This window comes from Lysobacter sp. SCRH-1R (assembly GCF_057747855.1).
This window is the reverse complement of record NZ_CM173227.1, coordinates 441,428-466,263: the sequence shown is the minus strand read 5'-3', so window position 1 is coordinate 466,263 and position 24,836 is coordinate 441,428. Positions and strand designations below refer to the sequence as shown.

Here is a 24,836-nt window from a genome sequence, read left to right as displayed (position 1 = left end):
CCGTGCCCGGAGTTCCACGGATGGTGCGGGCGTCGTGGCCGGACGATCTCCCATCCCGATCACCAGAGCTTCCACCACGGCTTCCTCGCCACTGGCAACGGCGGCTCGCCGGGAAACAGGATCTCCCCTTCCCCGTCGTCCCCGCTGACGTCGTAGAACCCTACCGCGTGCTTGATGGCAAGCTCGCGCATCCTCGCGTGCGCGGCGGCGGCCTGCGACCACCCGAATGCGGAATAGATGACGACACGCCCGACGCAATGATCCGTGACCTGGGGAGTGTCGAGATCCGGATCGGACTTCGGCCCGTTGAGCGGCGGGAAGTGTTCGATCATCTCGTCGAACCAGCGCTGCAGCGCGGGCGAACTCACCGCCGGGTCGTCATAGGTGTGATCCTCGCTCCACTCGACCTGCGCCTGGTACCAGGCCATGAAGGCCGCGCGCTCGCGCGGCGCGGCGGTGGGTTCGAAGACCATCAGGTCGTAGCTCATGGGAATCCCTCTGGCGATTGCAGGATCGGGATGCGTGCGTGCACCGTTCGATGCGAAGGCGTTGCATCGCGCCTGGATCAGCGCGCGAACTCCGCCACCACCTGGGGCGACATCAGCCGCTTCGCGATCCACCCGAACAGCGCGCTGAATCCCAGCGCGAACACGACGCACACGATCGCGATGCCGATGAAGAACGCGCGCATGTCGGGCGCGTCGGGAATGGCAGCGAACTGCTCGCGCATGGACGAGAACATCGCGAACTGCAGCACGAGGCCGCCCAGGTTCCACACGATGCCGAACGCCATCACGCCGATGAAGAGGCGGCGCGCCCAGTTGCGGCGCATCAGCAAACCAATCGACGAGGCCAGCGTCAGCACCTGCACCAGCAGGAAGAACACGAACACCGCCACCATGTGCCGCAGCATGAACACCGCGAACGGCGGCGCGCCCGGCGGCGCCGGTCCCTGTGCGGCCTGCACCACTTCGGGGCTGGTGAACACGGTCTGGATCATCAGGTTCTGCAGCACCGAGATGAGCGTGCCGAACCCGGACAACACGATGAACACCCACGCCACGACCGTCACGAACGTGGACTTCTGCGCGATCGATGGCATCGGACTCCCTCCCCAGGGCGTGCGCGAACACTAGCGGGTGGATGGGGTGCGTTCAAGGTCGCGGGCGGGCCATGAACCGGTCGAGGGCCGCGCGCGCCGCTGCGGCGCATTCCAGGAACGCGAAGTGGCCGCAGTCGCCGATCATGACGAGCCGCGCGTGCGGCATCGCATCGGCGATGTGCACGGCGGCATCGGCCATGAAGTCGTGGCGGCCGGCGATGACGAGCGTCGGCGTGCGCAGCCGCTCCAGTGCGGGCAGCAGGTCGTAGTCGGGCCGTTCCCAGGTGTCGGCCATCAGGCGGTCTTCCACCGCGCGCGCGGTGAGGATGCCCTCGCGGCCCTGTCGCTCGAAGCCGTCCTGCATGCGGCGCGTCATCCGCGCGAGGTCTTCGGGCTTCGCCACCGCCGGTTCGAAATGGATGCGATAACGCGCCGCGACCGCGTCCGGATCGCCCGCGCGGTACGCCGCGCTTTCGACGATGGCCTTCTGCTCGTCCATGCGCGGGCCCAGGCGCGCGAGGTAGTGCGCGCGCACGCTCGCCAGGTCCGCATGCGATACGGGCGCGGGGTTCACCAGGATCAGTCGCGACACGCGCTGCGGATGGCGCAACGCATACTCCAGCGCCAGCACCGCGCCCCACGAATGGCCGAGCAGCACCGGTGCGTCGAGATCGAACTCGCGGCGGATGCGGTCGATGTCGTCCAGGTCGGTGGCGAGGCTCACGCGCTGCGGGTCCACGCCGGCCGTCGAGCGTCCCCGGCCGCGCTGGTCGTAGTAAATCAGCCGGTACGCGTCGGCGAGCGGATCGAGATCTGGCGCGAGGTACGCCTGGTCGAAATCGGGCCCGCCGTGCAGCACGACGATGGGCTCGCCGTGGCCGATCGCGCGGACGTAAAGCGTCGCGTCGTCGGCGCGAAGTTCGCGTTCTTCCGCGCGCGGCATGTCCGCGGCCTGCGCGCCCGGCGCGAGCGCGATGCAGAGCAGCGCGGCGCGCGCGATGGAATGCAAGGCGTTGCGCATCGCAGCGTCCCTTTCGCGGTTGGACGCGGCCAGCGTGCCATTCCCGTTGCGCGGCGGAACGGCCGTTGATCGGCGGTTGCGGCGTTGCCCGGGCCGCGAAGGCCGCGCGCCGGGCTTTTTGCCCGGTCGTCCGAGCTCAGGGCTCGGCGCGGCGAGCAGAATGCTCGAACGTCGGGGCTTCGCGCCCCGCACTCGGAGCGATCCGCTCGGGCTTCCGGGCTGCGGGCTCCGTGCGCGGAGCGTTGCGCTCCGATGTCCGGGCGCCGGGCTCGGCGCTTCGAGCAATCTGCCCGGACGCCGCGGCTCCGGGCTCGGCGCGCGACGCGTTCTGCTCGATCAACCGGGCTCCGCGCTCGACACACCGCGCACCGCGCACGACACCGACACGAAACAGGCGCCGGCTTCGCACGCCGGACACCCTGCTGAATCCGGCTGTCGGCAGCCCGACGGCTCCGCACGATCCGCTCGTCGGCAACTGCCGCGCATTGCATGCGATTTGACGAAGGCGTCATCGCGCGACGCATAGAACTCGCCTCCACTGTCGTCCAAGGAAGCACGCCATGTCCGCGTTCACCCTTCCCCTCCCTTCCGCCCGCCGCATCGCGCTTCGCGCGCTCGCGTGCCTGCTGCTGGTGGCCGGCACGCCGCTGGCGATGGCGCACGACTCGGGCAACATCCTCTATTACGACGGCGACATCGGGCCGCGCCTGCACCGCACCAACAGCGCCGGCACGTTTACCGATGAGCTGACGTTCCCGCCGGGCGAGTACGTGGATCATTCGGCATCGTGGTCGCCGGGCGGTTCGTCGGTGGTGTTCGAACGCAGCTTTCGCTGGTTCCGCGTGGACGGCAACTACGAACACCAGGACCCGACCGTCATCGTCACCGACCGCCTGGGCCAGCGCGAGCGCGCGCTCATCAAGGGCGTGTTGCCGGTATGGAGCGGCGCGGCGACCAACAAGATCGCGTTCGGTTCCGTGCCGGAGGGCGCGACGAATTCCGAATGCATCCACACCATCAACCCCGATGGCACCGGGCTGCAGCGCATCGCCTGCGTGAACTATCCGGCGCGCACGTTGTGCGACGAGTTCTTCACCTGCCTGTCGGAGTTGCGGAAACTCGCGTGGACGCGCGACGGCAAGTACATCGTCGCGCTGGTGGGCACCTTCGTGACGCGGCTGTCGAATCCGAGCCCCAACGATTACTGGGCGCACCGGCTGTATGCGGTGGAGGTCGCCACGAGCCGGCTGTTCGAAGTGCGCAGCGTCGTCGATCCGCATGAGCAGCACGCGCCGCTCTCGTTCGTCGTGGGCCCCGACAACACCGTGTACTACGACGCGATCGACTGGTCCGGCGGCGTGAGCACGCCCACGATCTACAAGGTGGACCTTGCGACCAACGCGCTGACGCGCATCACCGCCGGCTCGGCCCCGATCCTGTCGCCCAGCGGCAGCCGCCTCGCCTACATGCAGCGCGACGGCGACAACCGCTACAGCCGCCTGTTCATCGCCAATGCCGACGGCACCGCGCCGAGGCAGGTGGGCGCGGCCACGCCGGGCGTCGAACTCGTCCCGCTGGACTGGTCGCCGTGCAACCGCGTGCTGGTGCTGCGCAAGCAGGACTATTACAACCACAGCCTCCACCTGGTGAACGCCGCCTCCGGCGTGTGGCGCCCGATCCGCCAGAACGCGGGCGCGGAACAGGGGGCGTGGTTCACGCCGCAGTGACCACGCATTTGTAGCCCGGGTAAGGCCGAAGGCCGCACCCGGGGAAACGCCTCTTGCGCATCACGCGCAAAGCCCCGGGTGCGTTCCCGATCCGTACGCGCTACGTCGGCTCCGCCCCACGCCAACGGATCTTGATGTCGCGCAACGCGCCATCCAGGTCGTTGCACAGCCGCTGGAAGATGGTGACCAGCGCGTCGGGGGACAGCTCCAGCTCCTCGGCGTCGTGGCGGATGCGCGCGGCGCTCAGGCAGGAGAGCAGCAACAACTGATCGCGAGTGCGCGTGACGGCGTCGCGCGCGGGTTCGCTGATGACGTAACACAGGGATCGGGACGGCGCCGGACGGCGGTGCTTTCGCATGAGTCGCTCCTTTGACGAAGGGGAACCTTGCGGCGGGGGGCGCAAGGGTGTCGGGAGGCTAAGAAACCGTACGAAGAACGGCCGGACAGCTTTCCCCTTTCGGGTGTTGTATGGCTGCCGCCCTCCCGACGCAGAGCAACTACGTCGAGTTTGCACCCCGTTTCACCTGGGCACAAAAAACCCACCGGTTTGACGGAGGTGGGCTACCGCTTCGTACGGAGTTCTTAGGCTCCTTGGGAGCGAGTGTTCGCCGTTATGCAGTACGCCTCAATGCGAAGAAATCGCGAACGGTAGCTACGTCTCACATTCGCGCGTAATCGCTCTTGTAGCCCGGGTAAGGCCAAAGGCCGCACCCGGGGAGCGCCTGATGCCTCGTCACGCAAAAGCCCCGGGTGCGCTTCGCTTACCCGGGCTACAACGGCCCAACCGCATCAACGCGCCCTGCTCTTGTAGCCCGGGTAAGGCCGAAGGCCGCACCCGGGGAGCGCCCGATGCCTCGTCACGCAAAAGCCCCGGGTGCGCTTCGCTTACCCGGGCTACAACGGCCCAACCGCATCAACGCGCCCTGCTCTTGTAGCCCGGGTAAGGCCAAAGGCCGCACCCGGGGAGCGCCTGATGCCTCGTCACGCAAAAGCCCCGGGTGCGCTTCGCTTACCCGGGCTACAACGGCCCAACCGCATCAACGCGCCCTGCTCTTGTAGCCCGGGTAAGGCCAAAGGCCGCACCCGGGGAACGCCTGATGTCGCGTCACGCAAAAGCCCCGGGTGCGCTTCGCTTACCCGGGCTACAACGGCCCAACCGCATCAAGGCACCCTGCTCTTGTAGCCCAGGTAAGGCCAAAGGCCGCACCCGGGGAACGCCCGATGTCGCGTCACGCAAAAGCCCCCGGGTGCGCTTCGCTTACCCGGGCTACAACGGCCCAACCGCATCAAGGCACCCTGCTCTTGTAGCCCGGGTAAGGCCAAAGGCCGCACCCGGGGAACGCCCGATGCCTCGTCACGCAAAAGCCCCCGGGTGCGCTTCGCTTACCCGGGCCACAAAGGCGCTACGCCTCGCCTGCAATCGGGATGGCGACCGTTGCGGGCTCCGCACCCCAATCCACCGGCAACACCCCGTCGCGCACGTATTGGTGAAACGACGAGAACGGCCACTCCGCGACGCCCGCCGCGTACCCGTGTTTGACCGGATTGAAATGCACGTAATCGACGTGCGCGCGCAGGTCCGCCTCGTTGCGGATCGTGTGTTCCCAGAAACGGGATTGCCACGGCGACGAACCCACACACCCCAGGCGCCGCGAGAATCCCTTCTTGATGTCCTGCCAGAGGCGCGAATAGTCGTCGGCGCCGTCGTGCATCCGGAGGACGGCATGCAGATGGTCGGGCATTACCACGGCCGCGAGCACATCATGCGGAATGCGCGCACGTGCGCTTCGCCAAGACATCCGAAGAAGGTCCACATGCCGGACGAGCAGATCGCTACGTCGATCGCGCAAGGTCACCGTGAAGAAATACGTACCGCCGGAAAAGCGATTACGCCGATACCGCACCATTCCCGACGCCCGCGTGATTCACCGGCGATCACCGTAGTTGGCGCAAGTCGAAAGCCGTACCCGGGAATGCCGCGTCACGTTGTCGGGGAATGCCGAAAGCCCCGGGTGCGCTTCGCTTACCCGGGCTACAACGGCCCAACCGCATCAACGCGCCCCGCTCTTGTAGCCCGGGTAAGGCCAAAGGCCGCACCCGGGGAACGCTTGAGGTCGCGTCACGCAAAAGCCATCGGGTACGCTTCGCTTAACCGGGCTACGCTGGCTGCGGGGGATTCCGGTGCCGCGGAGTTGCTCCACCGTTCGTACGCGTAGGCGCCAATTGCGCCGAGGGCGAGCACCGAAAGGATCACGGACAGGGCGCGAGCGGGCCGCTTTGAACGCGCGGCAATCTGGTGATTACGCGGTCGGGCACCCGGTCGCATGACACGCATCGCCCGCGATTTCCCTTCGGGCCCGGTCTCGATTTCGAACGAGATGAGCTCACCAACGGTCGGGCGCTGACCATCACGCGGGAATGCCGATATGTGGACGAAGATCTTCTCGCCCGTTTGCGCCGGAGCGATGAAGTCAAAGCCGCGTTCGTCGTTCCACGATTCCAGCGTGTCGTGCTTGCGCATCGAAATCCCTTTCGCCGCTATGGAGACATGCCCGGTGCGTTTCGCGTACCGATGCAGAACTCGCATCGGTATAAGCGCGTAGAGCGCATTGGACAATGCGCCGATTCATTGCGTCACTTCGATGCAGCGTTGTTACACCCTACTTGCTAAACCGGGCTACGTTGGCTGGGCTGCTAGAACCAACCAGACGCGGAAACAGAAGAGGACATCCAAGGATACTTGTCTCGGTCAGTTACGAAATCCGAACCAAACCAACCCAGATCCCCCCAGTATTCGGACGGATCACTCTCCTTCGGAACGGCGGCCAAGTCGGTCGATTGCACGGACCAGCGAGCATCAGCCTGGTCGTTGTCTTTCCACCCATAAACCGTAGTTGGGACCAGCACCGTGCCGCGAGCTAGGTCGTCACTCCTAAGCAGTTCGGTTTCCTCGGATAGCTTCAGAATGGCCGCCTTAAATCCTTCGGCTATGTCTATGTAATTCTCCTCAATAGCCTTGCGGCTGAATACAAAGTTCAATGTTTTCGAGTACCGCAAGTGCTGTCCCGATACATGGACACTTTTGCTCTCTGTGAGAAAAATCAACTTAGTGCGGATTTCCGACGACACATTCAAGATATTCGCAGAATTAATTCGGATGACTTGACAGTGCAGCCACCGCTCGGAAATTTCACTCTTTAGCACGGGTGGGCGGCAGTTCATCCGAATGGACAGCCAATTGCCGTCGGCAGACTCTTTCAGTTCAACAGCGTAGTGCTCGGTTCCAAGCGGCTTAAGAGCTTTATACCAAGCATCAACGCTATTGCTAGGAACTGTTGAGTCACATTGGGTCACCGCCGCGAGGTATCTCTCGATACCCATAAGTGCATGCTTCGCATTCTGACGGATGACTTCGACGTCATCGACACGCAGCGCGCGGAAGTGCGCCAGCGAGTTTCGAATTGTGATGATCTCATCAAGCTTCAGGCGCATCGTATCTTTCTTGCCTGGAAAGTGTGTCGCAAAAAGCTTCCAGTACGCATCCGAAAAGATGAGTTGCACGAGCTCGCCCAAGGAAAGATAGAGCAAAGGACTCGAAGAGATGTCGCCCAAGTAACCAAACTGCTTAGCTTGACGGAGCCGCTTTTTCCCAAGAGCGGCAATAGTGGTTCCTTCCTGATCGTCAGTCGAGACGGCAGCATTCGACCATTCCAAGCCAAGCTCGTCCTTGAGTACGCAGTAGACGAATACTCGAACCGAGTTCTCGACGCGGAACAAGAGGTTCAGGGCTTCATAGTAGTGAATCTGGACCCAGGTTCCCGGAACCTTCCATTTACCTTCTTCCTGCTCAGCTTTTGACCATTCCATTGCGTCTCACTCCTAGCCGCACTTGCTATACCCGCAGTTCAAACAAGTCGCGCAGCCGTCCATGATCACGACCGCCTTCGTCGAACACTTGTGGCACATCGTGGCGGACGGCGGGAAGGCGGCGCCTTCGCCGGTGACTTCCACGTCTTCCACGCGCGGTTCGTCGGAGACGCGCGGGTCCGGGAACAGGTCGCCGGCGGAGCTTCCGCTTACTTCACTGTTTTTTTTTGAGAGCTGCGCGTAGGCGGCGCGCTTCTCGGCGATCAGCGCGCGTTGCGCGTCGCTCATTTCCGGGTCATGGATCAGGCCGATCGACTTGAGGTGGTCCTCGACGATGGCGCCGAGTTCGGCCACCAGCGACGGCATGTAGACGCCGCCGGGCTTCCAGTAGCCGCCGCGCGGGTCGAACACGGCCTTCATTTCGTCGACCAGGAAGGTGACGTCGCCGCCCTTGCGGAACACGGCGGACATGATGCGGGTGAGCGCGACGATCCACTGGAAGTGGTCCATGTTCTTCGAGTTGATGAAGATCTCGAAGGGACGGCGCAGTTCGTGTTCGGTACCGGCGTTGAGCACGATGTCGTTGATGGTCACGTACAGCGCGTGCTCGAACAGCGGCGATTTGATCTTGTAGGTGGAGCCCACCAGGATTTCAGGGCGCTCGATGCGCTCGTGCATCTGGATGACATCGGCCGTGGGCAGCTCGGCGACCGGCGCGGCGGTGGGCTTTGCGGCCTCTTTCGCCTTGTCTTCCGGAGTGACGACGCTGTAACCCTTGATTTTCTTGTCGATCTTGACGGCCATGTGACCCGCTCCTGGTGCGGTGTAACTGATCTAGTTATGAGGTAATGCGGTCGCCGCACCGCGTGGGTGCGGCGACCAATCGGGGCTTGCTGACTTACCTGGCAGCTTTCTTCGCAGCCTTCTTGGCGGGCCGCTTGACTGCCTTCTTCGCGGCGGCCTTGCGGGCCGGCGCTTTTTTCGCCGTCGTTGCGGCGGATTTCTTCACGGCCTTGCGAACCGCCGCCTTGCGGGTGGCGGTGCGCTTGGTCGCTGTCTTCTTCGTGGCCTTCTTCGCCGTCGCGCTCTTGCGCGTGGCGGCCACCGCCTTGCGGGCCTTCGCGGTCTTCTTCGCGGCCTTGCGCCTGGCGGCGGTGACGTCGCGCTTGGCGGTGCCCTTCGCCTTGGCGACGGCGGTCTTGCCGGCGCGACGGGCGGAGGTCACCTTCTTCGCCGCCTTCTTGCGCGCGGCGGTCGCCTCGCGCAGGGACGCGGCCTCCTTCTTCGCATTGGCCGAGGCGGCAGCGAGCTTCTTCTTCGCCGAGCCCACCGCCTTCTTCGCCGCCTTGCGCGCCTTGCCGGCCTTCTCGCGCGCCTCCTGCACGGCCTCTTCGGCGCGCTGCATGACGGCGTTGCTGAAGCCGGTGACGGTTTCCTTCACGTTCTCGGCGGCCTGCGTCAGGGTCGCCGTGACTCCGTTGCCATTGCTCATGTGTGCCCTCCTGCGGGCGTCTCATTTGATTGGCGTTGCGGTATCGGGGCCTAACAAAACGCGATCGTGCGAAGCGACTCTATACCTGCGGCGGGGTGGAACATGAATGCGGTTCGGGCGAGGCGCGAAGCTGCGGCGCCGCCGGGTCCCCGCGTTCGCGGGGACGACGGACGGGCCTTAGAACTTGCCGTAATAGCCTTCCTTGAGCGCGTCGAACAGGTTGGCGGCGGTGTGCATTTCGCCGTCGTATTCGATCTGCTCGTTGCCCTTTACTTCCAGCACGCTGCCGTCTTCCAGTTCGAAGCGGTAGGTGGTGTTCTCGAGGTCGGCTTCCTTCACCAGCACGCCCTGGAAGGCGGCCGGGTTGAAACGGAAGGTGGTGCAGCCCTTGAGGCCCTGCTGGTGCGCGTAGCGGTAGATGTCCTTGAACTGCTCGTACGGGTAGTCCGTGGGCACGTTCGCGGTCTTGGAGATCGAGCTGTCCACCCACTTCTGCGCGGCGGCCTGCACGTCGACGTGTTCCTTCGGCGTGATGTCGTCGGCGGCGATGAAGTAGTCGGGCAGCTGCGCGTCGGCTTCCTCGGAGAACGGCACCGCCTTCGCGTTCACCAGCTCGCGGTAGGCGAGCAGTTCGTACGAATAGACGTCGACCTTTTCCTTCGACTTCTTGCCTTCGCGGATCACGTTGCGGCTGTAGTGGTGCGCGAACGACGGCTCGATGCCGTTGGACGCGTTGTTGGCCAGCGACAGCGAGATGGTGCCGGTCGGCGCGATGGAGCTGTGGTGGGTGAAGCGCGCGCCGGTGTCGGCGAGTTCGTCCACCAGTTCCGGCGCGACGGAGGCGATGCGCTGCATGTAGCGGCTGTAGCGCGCGTGCAGGACGCGGCCGGGGATTTCCTGGCCGACCTTCCAGCCGTCCTTCGCCATTTCGGGACGCTTGCGCAGCATCTCGGCGGTGACGGTGAACACCTCGTCCATGATCGGCGCGGCGCCCTTTTCCTTCGCCAGCGCCAGGCCCATTTCCCAGCCGGCCACGGCCATTTCCTGGGCGATGCGCTCGGTGAATTCGCACGATTCCTTGCTGCCGTACTTCATGCGCAGCATGGTCACCGTGCTGCCAAGGCCCAGGAAGCCCATGCCGTGGCGGCGCTTGCGCATGATCTCGTCCCTTTGCTGTGGCAAGGGAAGCCCGTTCACTTCGACGACGTTGTCGAGCATGCGGGTGAACACGCGCACGACTTCCTTGTATTCCTCCCAGTCGAAGGAGGCCTTGTCGGTGAACGGGTCGCGCACGAACTTGGTCAGGTTGACCGAGCCCAGCAGGCACGCGCCGTACGCCGGCAGCGGCTGCTCGCCGCACGGGTTGGTGGCGCGGATGTTCTCGCACCACCAGTTGTTGTTCATCTCGTTGACGCGGTCGATGAGGATGAAGCCCGGCTCGGCGTAGTCGTACGTCGAGACCATGATCATGTCCCACAGGTGGCGCGCGCGGATGTGGCCGTAGATCTTGCAGGCCACCAGGCCGTCGTCGCGCACGATGTAGTTGCGGTGCGTCGGCCAGTCGCGCCACACGACCTGGGTGGCGTCCTCGATGTCGAGGTCGCCGCGCTCCTTGATGTTCACCGGGAACACGAGCGGCCAGTCGGCGTCGTTCTCCACGGCCTGCATGAAGCCGTCGGTGATCAGCAGCGACAGGTTGAACTGGCGAAGGCGGCCGTCCTCGCGCTTGGCGCGGATGAAGTCCTTCACGTCCGGATGGCTGACGTCGAACGTGCCCATCTGCGCGCCGCGGCGACCGCCGGCGGAGGACACGGTGAAGCACATCTTGTCGTAGATATCCATGAAGGACATCGGGCCCGACGTGTACGCGCCGGCGCCGGCGACGAACGCGCCGCGCGGACGCAGCGTCGAGAACTCGTAGCCGATGCCGCAACCGGCCTTCAGCGTGAGGCCGGCTTCATGCACCTTCTCCAGGATGCCGTCCATCGAATCCTCGATGGTGCCGGACACGGTGCAGTTGATGGTCGAGGTGGCGGGCTTGTGCTCGAGCGCGCCGGCGTTGGACGTGATGCGGCCGGCGGGAATGGCCCCGCGGCGCAGCGCCCAGACGAAACGCTCGTTCCAGTACTGCTGCTTCTCGGCGGACGGCTCGGCTTCGGCCAGCGCCCTGGCGACGCGCTGGTAGGTGGCGTCGATGTCGGCGTCCACCGCGGTGCCGTTCTTGGTCTTCAGCCGGTACTTCTTGTCCCAGATGTCCTGGGAGGCGGGCTGCATGGGGATTTCCCGCTCGGCCGCGGCTGTCTTGACCGCCTCGAGGCGCACTGTGCTCATGCCTGTCCTGTCTCCTTTCAATGGCGTTGCCGGGCTCGGGCCCCGGTCACCGCCGGTGGATTCTTATGTTGGCTACCGCACCGTCGGGGACGCGTACTCGGCGCCCGCCGACGGCTATGCCCGCGACCGCGTTTTCAGCGGTCGCGACGGCATGGTTTTTCGAAGGTTCCTGCGCTCATCCTGCTCCGTTCCGGACCTTCCCCCGAAGGCGCCGTCAGTCAGCAAAAAGCAAGCCGAAAACCCAAAGTTTGGGTTTCCGTCGCCGTTGTTACCACTAGATGTAGTGGCGAATGGCGAGGGCTCAAGCTACCCCCGCCTCCGGGATGTGTCAACGGTTTTTTGATGGCAGTCACACGGCTGTGATGACGGTCAAGCACTGCCGCACGGGCGCTTGCCGAAGCTGGCGCGAACGTGCGCGCCGTGCCTTCGGATGGCGTAGGAAACGGCATCGCGGCGGAAAAACTTCATCGCGTATTTAATGCCGTTCAGGGACACTGGCCCGACGCCGCGGCGGGGAGCAGCGGCACGGTGCGGCGATGCCGCCGGCCGGTGCCGACTTCCCGCACGCCCCTTCATCCACGAACCGAACGACGACGCGATGCGCCCGCTTCCGACCCTGCTGACCCTGTCCCTCGCCGCCGCCTTCGGCGGCTTCGCCGCCACCGCGATCCGCGACGGCCTGGAAGCGCCGGCGCAGGCCGCGCCCGCTTCGGCCGTGGCCTCGACGCCGACGGTGGCGGCGCTGCCGGCGATCGTCGGCGGCCAGCCGCTGCCCTCGCTCGCGCCGATGCTGGCCAAGGTGACGCCGGCGGTGGTCAGCGTGCACACCAAGCAGCGCGTGCGGGTGAGCCCGTTCGGCAACGATCCGATGTTCCGCCGCATGTTCCCCGAGCTGACCCAGGAGCGCATCAACGAATCGCTGGGCTCGGGCGTCATCGTCGATGCGAAGCAGGGCTTCGTGCTCACCAACCACCACGTGATCGAAGGCGCCGACGAGGTGTCGGTGACGCTCGCCGACGGCCGCACGCTGACGGCGGATTTCGTCGGCTCCGATCCCGACACCGACGTGGCGCTGATGCGCATTCCCGCGCAGAACCTGACCGCGCTGCCGCTGGCCGATTCCAGCGCGTTGCGCGTGGGCGATTTCGTGGTGGCGGTGGGCAATCCGTTCGGCATCGGGCAGACGGTGACGTCGGGCATCGTCTCGGCCGTCGGCCGCAGCGGCCTGCGCGGGCTGGGCTTCCAGAACTTCATCCAGACCGACGCGTCGATCAATCCGGGCAATTCCGGCGGCGCGCTGGTGAACCTCAACGGCGAGCTGGTGGGCATCAACACGGCCAGCTTCAATCCGCGCGGTTCGATGGCCGGCAACATCGGCCTGGGTTTCGCGATTCCCACCAGCCTGGCGCGCAACATCATGGGCCAGCTGATCGCCAACAACGGTGTGGTGATCCGCGGCACGCTGGGGCTGGAATCGCAAGACGTGGACGAGCGGCTGGCGAAGGCGCTGGGCCTTCCCGAGGCGCGCGGCGCGGTGGTCACGCAGGTGTTCGCCGGCAGCGCGGCGGCGGCGGCAGGGGTGAAGATCGGCGACGTGGTGCTCGCCGCGAACGGCCAGCGCATCGACGGTCGCGACGAGCTGCGCAACTTCGAAGGCCTGCAGCCGGTGGGCAGCCGCATCACCCTGGACGTCCGCCGCGACGGCAAGCCGCTCACGCTCGCCACGGTGCTGCGCGAACAGCCCAAGTCGTACCTGGGCACCGACCTGGATGCGCGCCTGGACGGCGCGACCTTCGCCGAACTGCCCGAACGCCTGCGCCAGGCCGGGCTGTCGGGCGTGATGGTGGAGTCGGTCGCGCGCGGCAGTCGCGCCGAGGCCAACGGCCTGCGCAAGGACGACGTGGTGATCGCCTCCAATGCGGGCAACTTCGAGGACCTGCCCGGTTTCCGCGCGAGCTTCACGCAGCGTCCGGCACAGTTGGTGCTGCGCATTCTCCGCGGCAATCGCCGGGCCGACCTGCTGATGCAGTGAGGCCGCGCGCCGCGCATCGCACGTCCTTCGCACCACGTCCTTCCAGATAGGGAGCCGCTCGATGAATACCCCCGTTGATCCGACCAATCCCGGCGGCACCGCCATCAACACCGGCCCGGGCGCGAGCCTGGGCACGAATGCGGGCACCCACGCCGGCATGAATGCGGGCACCGGCGCCGCGTCTAATTACACCGAAGGCGTTCGCAGCAATCTTTCGCAGGCCGGCGGCCACGTGAAGCAGGCCGCCAGCGACGCCGGCAGCGCGCTGCGCGACGCGGCCGTCGCCGCGGGCGAGGAACTGCGCGTGGGCAAGGCGAACGTCAAGGCGGATCTGGCCGACGGCGCGCTCGCCGGCCTCGCCGCGGCGGAGAACGCCGGCGGCGCGGCGCGCGAGCAGATGGACGCGCTGATGGACAAGGGTCGCGACCTGGTCGACAGCGCCGCCGAGCTCATCCGCGAGCGTCCGCTGGCTTCGTTCGGCGTCGCCTTCGCAGCAGGATGGATCCTGGCCAAGCTCGCCCGCAGCGGCGACAAGTAAGACAGCACGTGAGCGAAGGGGACGAGCGCCGCGAGCACGATCCGGCGGACGAGCCATCGGCCGCCGGGCCGCCGCCGGACCTGGCCGAGTCGCTGCGCGACATCGGCAAGACCGCCAAGGCCAGCCTGGGCGCCGCCGCCGGTTCGGCGCGCGCCCTGCGTTCGCTGGTCGCGGCCGATCTGTCGCTGGCGCGCAGCGCGATGGGACGCGCGCTCGCCTTCGCCGGCGTGGCGGTGGTGTTCGGCGCGTCGGCGTGGCTGTTCCTGATGGCCACGCTGGTGGCGCTGCTGCGCAACTTCGGCCTCTCGTGGCTGATGTCGATGCTGATCGCCGCCGGCCTGAGCCTGATCGTCACCGCCTATGCCGGCCTGCGCGCGATGCACTATTTCGAACACACGCGGTTGCAGGCCACGCGCCGGCAACTGGCGCGGCTGGGCATCGGCGAACTCGCCGACCTGATGCCCACCGCCGATTCGCCCGAATCCGCGCGCGACAAAGCCAAGGACCTGCGCGAGAACGGCGAAGCGCTGAAGCAGCGCAACGACGGCATCGACATCACTCCTCCCTGACGTATTCCTCCCCGACCGCGACGCCATGGTCCTCAAGCCGAAAAAGCCGACGTTCAAGCAGCTGATCGCCAAGGTGCACCAGTGCGAGGACGTCGTGGAGGCGCGCGAGCGCGAGGTGGTCGACGATGTGCGGCAACTCAAGGCGTCGTGGCTGGCGGCGTGGACGCCGGGCCGGATCATCGTCGCGGGGCTCGCGAGCGGGTTCGTGATCGGCCGCGCCGAGCCGATCCGCGCGCTCGGCAAGAGCGGCGGGCTGATGCACATCGTCTCGCTGGTTTCCTCGCTCGTGGCCGGCGGCAGCGCGAAGGTCGCCGCCGACCAGGCGACCGAGGCGAAGGAAGAAGTCGCCGAGGAGAAGATCGCGGCTGGCGTCGCGGTCGATCCGGGCGTGGCCGCCGCGGTGGCGAGCGTGCATCCGGATGCGGTGGCGGACGATCTCGACGACGAGACCTTCGCCCTCGCCCAGGCCGAAGCGCGAGCACGCGCCGCGCGCACCGCCACCGTCGACCAGGTGGCGCCATGAGCGCGCAGCCCCCGGCGCCCGCCGCCGACAACGCGATCGCGCTCGACGAGGACGGCGAGCTTCCTCCCAGTCCGCCAGCCGCGCCGAGGCCGCGTTCGTCCACCGCCGCGGTGGTGCTGGCGACGCTCGCGGTGCTCTTCACCTTGTGGGCGGCACAGGAACTGGTGCTGCCGATCCTGTTGGCGATGTTCTTCGCGCTGATCGGCAACCCGATCATCCGCGGACTGCAGCGCCTGTACGTGCCGCGTTTCCTCAGCGCGCTGGTGGTGCTGCTGGGCGGGCTGTTCGTCGCCGGGGCACTGGCCAACCAGCTGATCGAACCGGCCGGCGAATGGATCCGCCAGGTGCCGCGCGAGATGAAGCAGGTCGCGCCGAAGCTGCGCGATCTCTACAAGCCGATGCTGGATGCGAACAAGGCCGCGCAGAACATCGCGCGCGCGGCCGGTGGCGAGAGCAGCCGTCCGGTGCAGGTGATCCGCACCGAAGCCAACGAACCGTACAAGGTGCTGACCGCCACGCCGCGACGCGCGGCCTCCGTGCTGGCGGTGGTGCTGCTGACGTTCTTCTTCATGGTGTACGGGCAGCAACTGCAGCGCAACGCGATCGCGCTGCTTTCCACGCGGCAGCAGAAGAAGCTCACGGTGGACATCCTCACGTCCATCGAGCGGGCGATCTCGCGCTACGTGCTGACCATCACCGTGATCAACACCTGCCTCGGGCTCGCGCTGGCGGGATCGCTGTACTGGCTGGGCGTGCCGATGCAGGAGGCGCTGCTGTGGGGCACGATGGCGGCGATCCTCAATTTCGCGCCGTACGTGGGTCCGCTGATCGGCATCATCATCATGCTGCTGATGGGCTTCGTCGCCTTCGACGACCTGTGGCCGTCGCTGCTGCCGGCGGGCATCTACCTGGCGCTGCACACGCTGGAGGGGCAGATCGTCACGCCGATCATCCTGGGCCACAGCATGCGGCTGTCGCCGCTGGTGCTGATCCTGGCGCTGATGGTGTTCGGATGGCTGTGGGGGATCATCGGACTGCTGCTCGCCGTGCCGCTGCTGGTGTGCGTGAAGCTGGTGCTGGCGCGCATCGAGGGGCTGACGGGGTGGGCGAAGTTGTTGGAGTGAGCGTTTGATTGAGCCCGTCGCGCTGCGGGGCGTGCGTGCGGTGCGGCTCCTGTAGCTCCTGTAGCCCGGGTAAGCGAAGCGCACCGGGGTGTTGCGTCTCCGGTGACGCTGCCCCGGGTGCGGCCTGCGGCCTTACCCGGGCTGCAAGGGCCACGAAGGCCTTCGTCAGCGGAGCGCGCGTGCGGTACGGCTCTTGTAGCCCGGGTAAGCGAAGCGTACCCGGGTGTTACGTCTCCGGTGACGCTGCCCCGGGTGCGGCCTGCGGCCTTACCCGGGCTACAAAGGCCACGAAGGCCTTCGTCGCGGAGCGTGCGTGCGGTACGGCTCTTGTAGCCCGGGTAAGCGAAGCGCACCCGGGTGTTGCGTCTCCGGTGAGGCTGCCCCCGGCTGCGGCCTACGGCCTTACCCGGGCTACAAAGGCCACGAAGGCCTTCGTCGCGGAGTGTGCGTACGGTACGGCTCTTGTAGCCCGGGTAAGCGAAGCGCACCCGGGTGTTGCGTCTCCGGTGACGCTACCCCGGGTGCGGCCTGCGGCCTTACCCGGGCTACAAAGGCCACAAAGGCCTTCGTCAGCGGAGCGTGCGTTCGGTACGGCTCTTGTAGCCCGGGTAAGCGAAGCGCACCCGGGTGTTGCGTCTCCGGTGACGCTGCCCCGGGTGCGGCCTGCGGCCTTACCCGGGCTACAAAGGCCACGAAGGCCTTCGTCGCGGAGTGTGCGTGCGGTACGGCTCTTGTAGCCCGGGTAAGCGAAGCGCACCCGGGTGTTGCGTCTCCGGTGACGCTGCCCCGGGTGCGGCCTGCGGCCTTACCCGGGCTACAAAGGCCACGAAGGCCTTCGTCAGCGCTGACGTGTCTGATTTCACCCCTCCCCTGCATTCGCAGGAGAGGGCGCAAAAAGCAGCAACAGAAGCAGCAGCTAGCCCCCCGGGCACGCCAACGGCTCGATCGTATAAACCTCCGTGCGCACGCCGAAGAAGCTGTAGCTGTTGTCGCAATGGCCGATCTGCCAGCCGACCGCGTTGCCGGCGTCGTCGAAGAAGGTCTGGATGTACGGCCAGCGGCCGGCGCTGGCGGTGCCGGCCATCGCCAGCAGCAGCGCGACGATGGCGAGGGAACGCACGAAGCGGATGAGCGGGATGTTGCGCATGGAATCCTCCTTGAGTGCGGCAGCGCCGCGACGGGGCGCCCGGGATGCGATCCGCACGCGCGCCGGTGGAGCAGGCTCCGCGCGTGCCATGCCCGGATACACCCGCCGCGCACCCGCGAACCGCGACCGCGTCCGCAAAGCCCATCTCGCGGGCTCGCGCGGGCGACGGACGGTCGTCGCGCCCGGTGAGGCTAAAATCGCCGGATGGCTTTCCCCGTCCGCGCGATCACCCTCGACCTCGACGACACGCTGTGGCCCTTCGCGCCGATCGGTGCGCGGGTCGAGCGCGTGCTGCACGACTGGCTCACCACGCACTGCCCGCGCACCGCGCAGCGCTATCCGATCGAAGCCATGCGCGAGTTGCGCGAACGCATGTATGCCGAGCGTCCCGACCTCGCCCACGACTTCAGCCGGCTGCGCCTGCTGAGCCTGGTGCGCGCGATGGAGGACGCCGGCGACGATCCGCTGCACGCGGAAGCCGCGTTCGAAGCCTTCTACGACGAGCGCAACCGCGTGGAGTTCTACGAGGACACGCTCGACGCGCTGGCGCGCCTGGCCGCGCGCGTGCCGCTGGCGGCGATCAGCAACGGCAACGCGGATCTCGCGCGCGTCGGCATCCACGCGCATTTCGTCTTCCAGCTCGGCGCGCGCGAACACGGCACGCCCAAGCCCCACGCGGGCATCTTCCACGCCGCCTGCGCGCGCTTTCCGTTCGCGCCGCACGAAGTGCTGCACGTGGGCGACGACATCGAGATGGACGTCGTCGGCGCGCATCGCGCGGGGCTGCGCAGTTGCTGGATCAACCGCATCGGCGCGCAATGGCCGCACGACGACGTGCGCCCCGATCTCGAATTCACCACCCTCGCCGAACTGGCCGACTGGCTGGACGCGGCGCAACCCCTGGAAATCGCCGCCGCATGAGCCTGCCGTCCGGATTCGCCGACCCCACCACCGCCCACGCGTTGCCGCTGCACGTCGTCACGCGCGACACCCTCGCCTCGTGGCGTTCGTCGCAGCCCGCCCCCATCGGCGCGTGGCTCGATGCGCAGGGCTTCGACGGCTCGCCGTTCTCCGCGATCACGCTGCCCGGCAGCGACGGCGGCATCGCCGGTGCGGTGATCGGCGTGGGCGACATGCTCGATCCGTTCGCCTACGGCCATGCGCCGCATGCGCTGCCGCCGCGCGCGTTCGCGGTGGCGGGCGACCTGTCGGCGGACGCGCGCTTCGCATTGCAGCTGGGCTGGGGCCTGGGCGCGTACCGCTTCAATCGGTACCGCGCACCGCTGCGCGCGCCGGCGGAACTGGCGATCGCGCAGGCGGATGCGGATGCGTTCGCGCAACTCGCCGCCTGCGTGCGCGTGCGCGACCTGGTCAACACGCCGACCGAGCACATGGGGCCGGACCAGCTGGAACAGGTGGCGTGCGAGATCGCCGAACGCTTCGGCGCGCGCATCGAGGTGGTGAGCGGCGACGACCTGATCACGCGCAATTTCCCGGCGATCCACGCGGTCGGACGCGCGAGCCATCGTGCGCCGCGCCTGATCTCGCTGCAGTGGGGCGACGAATCGCATCCGCACGTGGTCATCGTCGGCAAGGGCGTGTGCTTCGACACGGGCGGTCTGGACCTGAAGCCCGCCGACGGCATGCGCAACATGAAGAAGGACATGGGCGGCGCGGCGCACGCGATCGCGCTGGCCGAACTGGTGATGGCGCGCAATCTGCCGCTGCGCATCACGCTGCTGGTGCCGGCGGTGGAGAACGCGGTCGGGCCGAACGCGTTCCGTCCCGGCGAAGTGGTCGATACGCGCAAGGGCGTGACCGTGGAGATCGACAACACCGATGCCGAAGGCCGCGTGATCCTGTGCGACGCGCTGACCTACGCCGCCGAGATGCAGCCGGCGCTGCTGCTGGACTTCGCCACGCTCACCGGCGCGGCGCGCATCGCGCTGGGTCCGGACCTGCCGGCGCTGTACAGCAACGACGACGGGGTGGCGCAGCAATGGCTCGACGCGGGCATGCAGCTGCGCGATCCGCTGTGGCGGATGCCGCTGTGGCGGCCCTATGTGCGCTATCTCGTCAGCAACGTCGCGGACATCGCCAATGGCGGGCCGTCGAAGATGGCCGGCTCGATCACCGCCGCGGTGTACCTGGACCGCTTCGTGCCGCCGGCGCAGAAGTGGGCGCACCTGGATGTGTACAGCTGGAACGACAACGACCGGCCGGGACGTCCCGCGGGCGGCGAGGCGCAGGGCCTGCGCGGTGCGTATGCGTTGTTGAAGCAGTACGCGGCTGCTTGAGCGCTGCCTGATTCCTCCTGCGTAACCCGGGTAAGCGAAGCGCACCCGGGTTGGCGTGACAGGCCCCGGGTGGCCCGATGGCGTTCATCGGGATGCGCGCCAGCGTTGCCGACATTCCGGCGCCACGCGAATCCCTCCAAGGTGACCCGCCCTCCCGCATCGAATACCCTTGGCACCGTCGCGGCCGTAGAAAGTTACTTCCGGCCCCTTGGCGCGGCTCCGCCCGCTGCCCACACTTGCCCCCCTTCCCATCGTCCGGATCGTCGATGAACAACTCTGCCGATTTGCTGAAGGAACTGCGGATCGACCGCTCGGCACCGCCGCCGCCCACCTCGCATCGCGGGCTGTGGATCGCGCTGGCCGCGGTCGCGGCATTGCTCGTGCTCGCGCTCGTCGCCTGGGCGGTGTTCGGCCGCACGCGCGGCGTGGAAGTGCGCACCGCGACGGTCGCCGCCATCGGCAACGGCAGCAGCAGCGGCTCGGTGCTCGACGCCACCGGCTACGTCGTCGCACGCCGCATGGCGACGGTGTCGGCGAAGATCACCGGCAAGGTGCGCGAGGTGTTCATCGAGGAAGGCATGAAGGTCGAGGAAGGCCAGGTCATGGCCACGCTCGATCCGCTCGACGCCGACGCCGAACGCACGCTCGCCAGCGCGCAGCACAGCGCCGCGCGCAGCCAGGTCGAAAGCGTGCGCGCGCAGCTGTCGGAGGCCGAAGCGAACGCGCGCCGCCTCTCCACGCTGGTACAGCAGCAGCTGGTCTCTAAGGCGCAGTACGACGAGGCCGTCGCCGCGCGCGATTCGCTGCGCGCGGAGCTGATCACCTCCGAACGCAACGCCAAGGTCGCCAGCGACCGCCTGCGCATCGCCGACATCGGCGTGGACAACACCATCGTGCGCGCGCCGTTCGCCGGCGTGATCACGGCCAAGGCCGCGCAGCCAGGCGAGATCGTCTCGCCGCTCGCCACCGGCGGCTTCACGCGTACCGGCATCGGCACCATCGTCGACATGGATTCGCTGGAAGTCGAAGTCGAGGTCGGCGAAGCGTTCATCGGCCGCGTGCAGCCGAAGATGCCGATCGAGGCCACGCTCAACGCCTATCCGGACTGGAAGATTCCCGGCGAGGTGATCGCGATCATCCCCGCCGCCGACCGCGGCAAGGCCACGGTGAAGGTGCGCGTGGCGCTGAAGCAGAAGGACGCGCGCATCGTGCCGGACATGGGCGTCAGCGTGCGCTTCCTGCAGACCGAGCCGCCGAAGGATGCCGCGCCGGTCGCGCGCGGCGTGCGCGTGCCGGCTTCGGCGCTCACGCAGCGCGACGGTGCCGACGTCGCCTTCGCCATCGCCGGCGAGGACGCCGACCGCGTCGAACTGCGCACGGTGAAGACCGGTCGCAGCCTGGGCGACGACCGTGAGGTCCTATCCGGCCTGTCCGCGGGCGACGAAGTGGTACTGGATCCCCCGGCGGAACTGGACGACGGTGCGCGGGTGCGCGTCGCCGGCGCCACCGCGCAGTAGTCCCCGCACGCGCGGGGGAGCGCGGCCCGCAACAACGTTGTCGCTAAAGGCATGTCGAAATGTGCCCCGCCCGTTCGTCGAACGGCCATGGCACGCATCAGCGGGGCGACGTCCCCCGCGTCGTTTTCCGTTCATGTCGGGGACGTCGCCCGACCGTTGACGAGGCAAACGCGATGGCTTCCCTGGTTTCGCTCCGCAATCTGCACAAGACCTATCAGCGCGGTCCGGAAAAGGTGGACGTGCTGCACGGCATCGACCTGGACATCGAGAAGGGCGATTTCGTGGCCCTGATGGGCCCGTCCGGTTCGGGCAAGAGCACGCTGCTCAACCTGATCGGCGGCCTCGACACGCCGACGTCGGGCGAGATCGAGGTCGGCGGGCAGCGCATCGACCGACTCACCGCCGGCCAGCTGTCGCAGTGGCGCAGCGACCACGTCGGTTTCGTGTTCCAGTTCTACAACCTGATGCCGATGCTCAGCGCGCAGAAGAACGTCGAACTGCCGCTGCTGCTCACCAACCTGGGCGCGGCGCAGCGCAAGCGCAACGCCGAGATCGCGCTGCAGCTGGTCGGCCTGGCCGAGCGCGGCAGGCATCGTCCGAACGAACTCTCCGGCGGCCAGCAGCAGCGCGTGGCGATCGCGCGCGCGATCGTCTCCGATCCGATGCTGCTGATCTGCGACGAGCCCACCGGCGATCTCGACCGCCAGTCGGCCGAGGAGATCCTCACGCTGCTGCAGGCGCTCAACCGCGACCACGGCAAGACCATCGTGATGGTCACGCACGACCCGAAGGCCGCCGAGTACGCCTCGCACACGCTGCATCTGGACAAGGGCACGCTGGTCGAGCAGGCCGCGCACGCGGCATGAGCCAGGAGGCAACGCCATGAAATACCTGCACCTGATCTGGGCCGAGCTGTTCCGGCGGAAGACGCGCACCGTGCTGACGCTGCTGTCGATCCTCGCCGCGTTCCTGCTGTTCGGCCTGCTCAACGGCGTGCGCGAGAGCTTCGCCGAAGCCGGCAAGAGCGCCGCCGGCGCGCAGCGCCTGCAGACGGGCTCGCGCCTGTCGTTCATCCAGACCCTGCCGCTCGCGCTGAACGAGCGCATCAAGCAGGTCGACGGCGTGTCCACCGTCACCTACGCCAACTGGTTCGGCGGCGCGTACCAGGACCCGCGCAACCAGATCTTCAGTTTCGCGGTGGCGCCGAATTACCTGGACCTGTATCCGGAGATCGAGGTCGATCCGGCGCAGCGCGAAGCGTTCGACAACACGCGCACGGGCATCCTGGTCGGCGAGACGCTGATGAAGCGCTTCGGCTGGAAGGTCGGCCAGAAGATCCCGCTGCAGTCGACGATCTTCCCCAACAGCGACGGCACCAAGAACTGGAGCTTCGACATCGTCGGCACGCTTCGCGCCAAGGACAAGAAGAGCGGCGGCTGGTACGACAGCCTGGTGCTGATGCAGTGGAAGTACTTCGACGAGTCCACGCCGTACAACCGCGGCGAGGTGGGCTGGTACGTGGTGAAGGTCGCCGATGCGAACCAGGCCGATCGCGTCGCCAAGCGCATCGACGCGCTGTCGGCCAATTCGTCGAACGAAACCAAGACGATGACCGAGCAGGCGGCGTTCGCGTCGTGGATGAAGCAGACGGCGAACATCGGCATGATCGTGACCTCGATCATGGGCGCGGTGTTCTTCACGCTGCTGCTGCTGACCGGCAACACCATGGCGCAGGCGGTGCGCGAGCGCATCCCGGAACTGGCGATCCTCAAGACCATCGGCTTCAGCAACCGCAGCGTGCTCGGACTGGTGCTGACCGAATCGGTGCTGCTGGTGCTGATCGGCGGCGCGCTGGGGCTCGCGCTGGCCGCGGTGCTCGGGCCGATCGTCAATCTCGGCAGCGGCGGAATGATCAACATGCCGCCGGTCGGTCTGAACAGCTGGGCGCTGGGCGTGGCGCTGATGGTCGGCATCGGATTGCTGGTCGGCGCATTGCCGGCGCTGCGTGCGATGCGCCTGAACATCGTCGACGCGCTGTCGGGCCGCTAAGGAGATCCCCATGAAGAAGGTGAAATCGTTCTTTGGCGGCCTCGGCCTGCTGCTGGTCGTGGTGCTGGGCCTGGTCGGCTGGCTGGCGCTGCCGTGGTATGCGCTGCTGGTGCTCGCGGTGCTGTTCGCGCTGTGGGTGCTGCTCACCCGCCGCGGCCGGCAGGCCGGTTCGGTGACGCAGGTGGGCGTGTCGACGCTGCGACAGCGCCTGGGTTCGTCGTCGGTGATCGTGATCGGCATCGCCGGCGTGGTGGCGGTGCTGGTGGCGATGCTGGCGATGGCGGAGGGCTATCGCGAAACGCTGCGCCGCAGCGGCAGCGAGGACACCGCGATCGTGCTGCGCGGCGCGTCGGCGGCGGAGGTGATGTCCACGCTCAGCCTCGACAACATCAACGTGATCGCGCAGGCGCCGGGTATCGCGCGCGATGCGCAGGGGCGTCCGGTCGCGTCGGCCGAGCTGGTCGTCGCGGCCAACCTGCCGTTGCGCGACGGCGGCCCGGACGAGGACGGCAGCGTGCAGCTGCGCGGCGTCGGCGAGCAGGCCTGGGCGGTGCGTCCGAACGTCAAACTGGTCGAAGGCCGCCGCTTCAACACCGGCATGCGCGAGATAGTCGTTGGCGCCGGTGCGCAGCGGCAGTTCCGCGGGCTGGAGGTCGGCAAGCAGGTGCGCATCGGCAGCGATCTGTGGACGGTCGTCGGCGCGTTCCGTTCGGGCGACGCGATGGAGTCCGAGGTCTGGGCCGACGCCGAGGTCGTGGCGACCACGTACCGGCGCGGCAGCACGCGCACGTCGGTCACGGCGCGGCTGGAGAACGCCGGGGCGTTCAAGACGTTCAAGGCGGCGCTCGCGGCCGATCCGCGCCTGGACACCGACGCCACCACCACGCTGGAGTACTTCAGCAAGCAGTCCGAGCAGATGGTGAAGATCATCCGCGTGATCGGCATCGTGGTCGGCGCGATCATGGCGATCGGCGCGGTGTTCGGCGCGCTCAACACCATGTTCGCCACCGTCGCGACGCGTGCGCGCGAGATCGCCACGCTGCGCGCCATCGGCTTCCGCTCGGTGCCGGTGGTGGTGGCGGTGATGCTGGAGACGATGCTGCTGGCGCTGGTCGGCGGCCTGATCGGCGGCCTGCTCGCGTGGCTCATCTTCAACGGCTACACGGCGTCGACGATCGCCGGCGGCGTGGGGCAGCTGACGTTCGAGTTCAAGGTCACGCCGGCCGTGATGTGGACGGGACTGAAGTGGGCGTTGGCGATCGGTTTCGTCGGCGGTCTGTTCCCGGCCCTGCGCGCCGCGCGGTTGCCGGTGACGGATGCGCTGCGGGCGGCGTAAGCCGCGGGCTGTCCGGAAGCAGCACGACGAAGAGGCCGCGAGGGATCGCGGCCTCTTTCTTTGCTGTCGTCTCCGCGCAGTCGCGCGGCCGGCGTCCAGAGTCGGCGATGCTCCGGACAGCGTGACAAGCCGGAGCGATGGTTTCCCGCCTTCGCGGGAAGGCC

23 protein-coding genes are annotated in these 24,836 nt (G+C 67.3%); 12 read left to right on the top strand and 11 right to left on the bottom strand.

From position 1 onward, the window contains the following. Window positions 1-59: 59 nt before the first annotated feature. From AC3ANK_RS02045 to AC3ANK_RS02035, 3 genes are all read right to left on the bottom strand, one after another. Window positions 60-488 (bottom strand): hypothetical protein, encoded by a 429-nt coding sequence (locus tag AC3ANK_RS02045; RefSeq protein ID WP_484172006.1) that lies wholly within the window; start codon window positions 486-488, stop codon window positions 60-62. A gap of 77 nt (window positions 489-565) precedes the next feature. Further along, window positions 566-1,102: a hypothetical protein gene (locus AC3ANK_RS02040; protein ID WP_484172005.1), complete on the bottom strand. Its 537-nt coding sequence runs from the start codon at window positions 1,100-1,102 to the stop codon at window positions 566-568. Window positions 1,103-1,154: 52 nt separating this feature from the next. Further along, window positions 1,155-2,123 (bottom strand): alpha/beta fold hydrolase, encoded by a 969-nt coding sequence (locus AC3ANK_RS02035; protein ID WP_484172004.1) that lies wholly within the window; start codon window positions 2,121-2,123, stop codon window positions 1,155-1,157. A 560-nt stretch (window positions 2,124-2,683) separates the two neighbouring features. On the opposite strand from AC3ANK_RS02035, the gene AC3ANK_RS02030 reads away from it, so the two are divergent. Continuing rightward, window positions 2,684-3,850 (top strand): TolB family protein, encoded by a 1,167-nt coding sequence (locus AC3ANK_RS02030; RefSeq protein WP_484172003.1) that lies wholly within the window; start codon window positions 2,684-2,686, stop codon window positions 3,848-3,850. A gap of 100 nt (window positions 3,851-3,950) precedes the next feature. Here the strand turns inward: AC3ANK_RS02030 and AC3ANK_RS02025 are convergent, their stop codons facing one another. The 7 genes from AC3ANK_RS02025 to AC3ANK_RS01995 all read right to left on the bottom strand — a co-directional run bounded on the left by AC3ANK_RS02025 (window position 3,951) and on the right by AC3ANK_RS01995 (window position 11,540). After that, entirely contained in the window at window positions 3,951-4,208 is a 258-nt protein-coding gene (locus tag AC3ANK_RS02025; RefSeq protein ID WP_484172002.1) for an XAC0095 family protein, read from the bottom strand. Window positions 4,209-5,253: 1,045 nt separating this feature from the next. After that, complete coding sequence (locus tag AC3ANK_RS02020) at window positions 5,254-5,757, bottom strand: REP-associated tyrosine transposase (RefSeq protein ID WP_484172001.1); 504 nt, start codon at window positions 5,755-5,757, stop codon at window positions 5,254-5,256. A gap of 212 nt (window positions 5,758-5,969) precedes the next feature. Then, the gene (locus AC3ANK_RS02015; protein ID WP_484172000.1) at window positions 5,970-6,371 is read right to left on the bottom strand and encodes a cold-shock protein; all 402 of its coding nucleotides are present in this window, start codon (window positions 6,369-6,371) and stop codon (window positions 5,970-5,972) included. Between the two features lie 173 nt (window positions 6,372-6,544). Then, window positions 6,545-7,717 (bottom strand): hypothetical protein, encoded by a 1,173-nt coding sequence (locus tag AC3ANK_RS02010; protein ID WP_484171999.1) that lies wholly within the window; start codon window positions 7,715-7,717, stop codon window positions 6,545-6,547. A 12-nt stretch (window positions 7,718-7,729) separates the two neighbouring features. Next, a complete protein-coding gene (locus AC3ANK_RS02005) occupies window positions 7,730-8,521 on the bottom strand; it encodes a TSCPD domain-containing protein (protein WP_484171998.1) in 792 nt (263 codons plus the stop codon). Window positions 8,522-8,615: 94 nt separating this feature from the next. Next, window positions 8,616-9,209 carry a hypothetical protein gene (locus AC3ANK_RS02000; protein ID WP_206860212.1) on the bottom strand — a complete coding sequence of 198 codons (594 nt, stop codon included), beginning with the start codon at window positions 9,207-9,209 and terminating at the stop codon, window positions 8,616-8,618. Between the two features lie 177 nt (window positions 9,210-9,386). After that, a complete protein-coding gene (locus AC3ANK_RS01995; protein ID WP_484171997.1) occupies window positions 9,387-11,540 on the bottom strand; it encodes an adenosylcobalamin-dependent ribonucleoside-diphosphate reductase in 2,154 nt (717 codons plus the stop codon). A gap of 598 nt (window positions 11,541-12,138) precedes the next feature. Here AC3ANK_RS01995 and AC3ANK_RS01990 point away from each other — a divergent pair. The 5 genes from AC3ANK_RS01990 to AC3ANK_RS01970 all read left to right on the top strand — a co-directional run bounded on the left by AC3ANK_RS01990 (window position 12,139) and on the right by AC3ANK_RS01970 (window position 16,326). Then, complete coding sequence (locus AC3ANK_RS01990) at window positions 12,139-13,572, top strand: trypsin-like peptidase domain-containing protein (protein ID WP_484171996.1); 1,434 nt, start codon at window positions 12,139-12,141, stop codon at window positions 13,570-13,572. Between the two features lie 157 nt (window positions 13,573-13,729). Continuing rightward, complete coding sequence (locus AC3ANK_RS01985) at window positions 13,730-14,110, top strand: hypothetical protein (RefSeq protein ID WP_206860429.1); 381 nt, start codon at window positions 13,730-13,732, stop codon at window positions 14,108-14,110. A gap of 8 nt (window positions 14,111-14,118) precedes the next feature. Next, entirely contained in the window at window positions 14,119-14,679 is a 561-nt protein-coding gene (locus tag AC3ANK_RS01980; protein ID WP_484171995.1) for a phage holin family protein, read from the top strand. A 25-nt stretch (window positions 14,680-14,704) separates the two neighbouring features. Continuing rightward, window positions 14,705-15,202 (top strand): hypothetical protein, encoded by a 498-nt coding sequence (locus AC3ANK_RS01975; protein WP_206860215.1) that lies wholly within the window; start codon window positions 14,705-14,707, stop codon window positions 15,200-15,202. Next, the gene (locus tag AC3ANK_RS01970) at window positions 15,199-16,326 is read left to right on the top strand and encodes an AI-2E family transporter (RefSeq protein WP_484171994.1); all 1,128 of its coding nucleotides are present in this window, start codon (window positions 15,199-15,201) and stop codon (window positions 16,324-16,326) included. Before AC3ANK_RS01975 ends, AC3ANK_RS01970 begins: the two co-directional genes overlap by 4 nt. Before the next feature lie 916 nt (window positions 16,327-17,242). Here AC3ANK_RS01970 and AC3ANK_RS01965 read toward each other — a convergent pair. Next, window positions 17,243-17,473: a DUF6289 family protein gene (locus AC3ANK_RS01965; protein ID WP_484171993.1), complete on the bottom strand. Its 231-nt coding sequence runs from the start codon at window positions 17,471-17,473 to the stop codon at window positions 17,243-17,245. 204 nt (window positions 17,474-17,677) lie between these two features. Between AC3ANK_RS01965 and AC3ANK_RS01960 the strand changes: the two genes are divergently transcribed. From AC3ANK_RS01960 to AC3ANK_RS01935, 6 genes are all read left to right on the top strand, one after another. Then, a complete protein-coding gene (locus AC3ANK_RS01960) occupies window positions 17,678-18,394 on the top strand; it encodes an HAD family hydrolase (RefSeq protein ID WP_206860218.1) in 717 nt (238 codons plus the stop codon). After that, entirely contained in the window at window positions 18,391-19,770 is a 1,380-nt protein-coding gene (locus AC3ANK_RS01955) for a leucyl aminopeptidase family protein (protein WP_484171992.1), read from the top strand. The genes AC3ANK_RS01960 and AC3ANK_RS01955 overlap by 4 nt, the downstream gene beginning before the upstream one ends. A 266-nt stretch (window positions 19,771-20,036) precedes the next feature. Next, window positions 20,037-21,287 (top strand): efflux RND transporter periplasmic adaptor subunit, encoded by a 1,251-nt coding sequence (locus tag AC3ANK_RS01950; RefSeq protein ID WP_484171991.1) that lies wholly within the window; start codon window positions 20,037-20,039, stop codon window positions 21,285-21,287. A gap of 173 nt (window positions 21,288-21,460) precedes the next feature. After that, window positions 21,461-22,153, top strand: a complete 693-nt coding sequence (locus AC3ANK_RS01945) for an ABC transporter ATP-binding protein (RefSeq protein ID WP_206860221.1) — start codon at window positions 21,461-21,463, stop codon at window positions 22,151-22,153. Between the two features lie 16 nt (window positions 22,154-22,169). Then, entirely contained in the window at window positions 22,170-23,336 is a 1,167-nt protein-coding gene (locus AC3ANK_RS01940; protein ID WP_206860222.1) for an ABC transporter permease, read from the top strand. Window positions 23,337-23,346: 10 nt separating this feature from the next. Further along, a complete protein-coding gene (locus AC3ANK_RS01935; RefSeq protein ID WP_484171990.1) occupies window positions 23,347-24,672 on the top strand; it encodes an ABC transporter permease in 1,326 nt (441 codons plus the stop codon). Window positions 24,673-24,836: the final 164 nt, after the last annotated feature.

Excerpts from the sequence above, each read along its gene's own strand:
- AC3ANK_RS01990 (WP_484171996.1), top strand. The coding sequence starts at position 12,139 with ATGCGCCCGCTTCCGACCCTGCTGACCCTGTCCCTCGCCGCCGCCTTC.
- AC3ANK_RS02025 (WP_484172002.1), bottom strand. The coding sequence starts at position 4,208 with ATGCGAAAGCACCGCCGTCCGGCGCCGTCCCGATCCCTGTGTTACGTC.
- AC3ANK_RS01940 (WP_206860222.1), top strand. The coding sequence starts at position 22,170 with ATGAAATACCTGCACCTGATCTGGGCCGAGCTGTTCCGGCGGAAGACG.
- AC3ANK_RS01970 (WP_484171994.1), top strand. The coding sequence starts at position 15,199 with ATGAGCGCGCAGCCCCCGGCGCCCGCCGCCGACAACGCGATCGCGCTC.
- AC3ANK_RS01960 (WP_206860218.1), top strand. The coding sequence starts at position 17,678 with ATGGCTTTCCCCGTCCGCGCGATCACCCTCGACCTCGACGACACGCTG.
- AC3ANK_RS02005 (WP_484171998.1), bottom strand. The coding sequence starts at position 8,521 with ATGGCCGTCAAGATCGACAAGAAAATCAAGGGTTACAGCGTCGTCACT.
- AC3ANK_RS01995 (WP_484171997.1), bottom strand. The coding sequence starts at position 11,540 with ATGAGCACAGTGCGCCTCGAGGCGGTCAAGACAGCCGCGGCCGAGCGG.
- AC3ANK_RS01935 (WP_484171990.1), top strand. The coding sequence starts at position 23,347 with ATGAAGAAGGTGAAATCGTTCTTTGGCGGCCTCGGCCTGCTGCTGGTC.
- AC3ANK_RS02010 (WP_484171999.1), bottom strand. The coding sequence starts at position 7,717 with ATGGAATGGTCAAAAGCTGAGCAGGAAGAAGGTAAATGGAAGGTTCCG.
- AC3ANK_RS02040 (WP_484172005.1), bottom strand. The coding sequence starts at position 1,102 with ATGCCATCGATCGCGCAGAAGTCCACGTTCGTGACGGTCGTGGCGTGG.
- AC3ANK_RS01945 (WP_206860221.1), top strand. The coding sequence starts at position 21,461 with ATGGCTTCCCTGGTTTCGCTCCGCAATCTGCACAAGACCTATCAGCGC.
- AC3ANK_RS01965 (WP_484171993.1), bottom strand. The coding sequence starts at position 17,473 with ATGCGCAACATCCCGCTCATCCGCTTCGTGCGTTCCCTCGCCATCGTC.
- AC3ANK_RS01985 (WP_206860429.1), top strand. The coding sequence starts at position 13,730 with ATGAATGCGGGCACCGGCGCCGCGTCTAATTACACCGAAGGCGTTCGC.
- AC3ANK_RS02020 (WP_484172001.1), bottom strand. The coding sequence starts at position 5,757 with ATGGTGCGGTATCGGCGTAATCGCTTTTCCGGCGGTACGTATTTCTTC.
- AC3ANK_RS02015 (WP_484172000.1), bottom strand. The coding sequence starts at position 6,371 with ATGCGCAAGCACGACACGCTGGAATCGTGGAACGACGAACGCGGCTTT.
- AC3ANK_RS02035 (WP_484172004.1), bottom strand. The coding sequence starts at position 2,123 with ATGCGCAACGCCTTGCATTCCATCGCGCGCGCCGCGCTGCTCTGCATC.
- AC3ANK_RS02000 (WP_206860212.1), bottom strand. The coding sequence starts at position 9,209 with ATGAGCAATGGCAACGGAGTCACGGCGACCCTGACGCAGGCCGCCGAG.
- AC3ANK_RS01955 (WP_484171992.1), top strand. The coding sequence starts at position 18,391 with ATGAGCCTGCCGTCCGGATTCGCCGACCCCACCACCGCCCACGCGTTG.
- AC3ANK_RS01975 (WP_206860215.1), top strand. The coding sequence starts at position 14,705 with ATGGTCCTCAAGCCGAAAAAGCCGACGTTCAAGCAGCTGATCGCCAAG.
- AC3ANK_RS02030 (WP_484172003.1), top strand. The coding sequence starts at position 2,684 with ATGTCCGCGTTCACCCTTCCCCTCCCTTCCGCCCGCCGCATCGCGCTT.
- AC3ANK_RS02045 (WP_484172006.1), bottom strand. The coding sequence starts at position 488 with ATGAGCTACGACCTGATGGTCTTCGAACCCACCGCCGCGCCGCGCGAG.
- AC3ANK_RS01950 (WP_484171991.1), top strand. The coding sequence starts at position 20,037 with ATGAACAACTCTGCCGATTTGCTGAAGGAACTGCGGATCGACCGCTCG.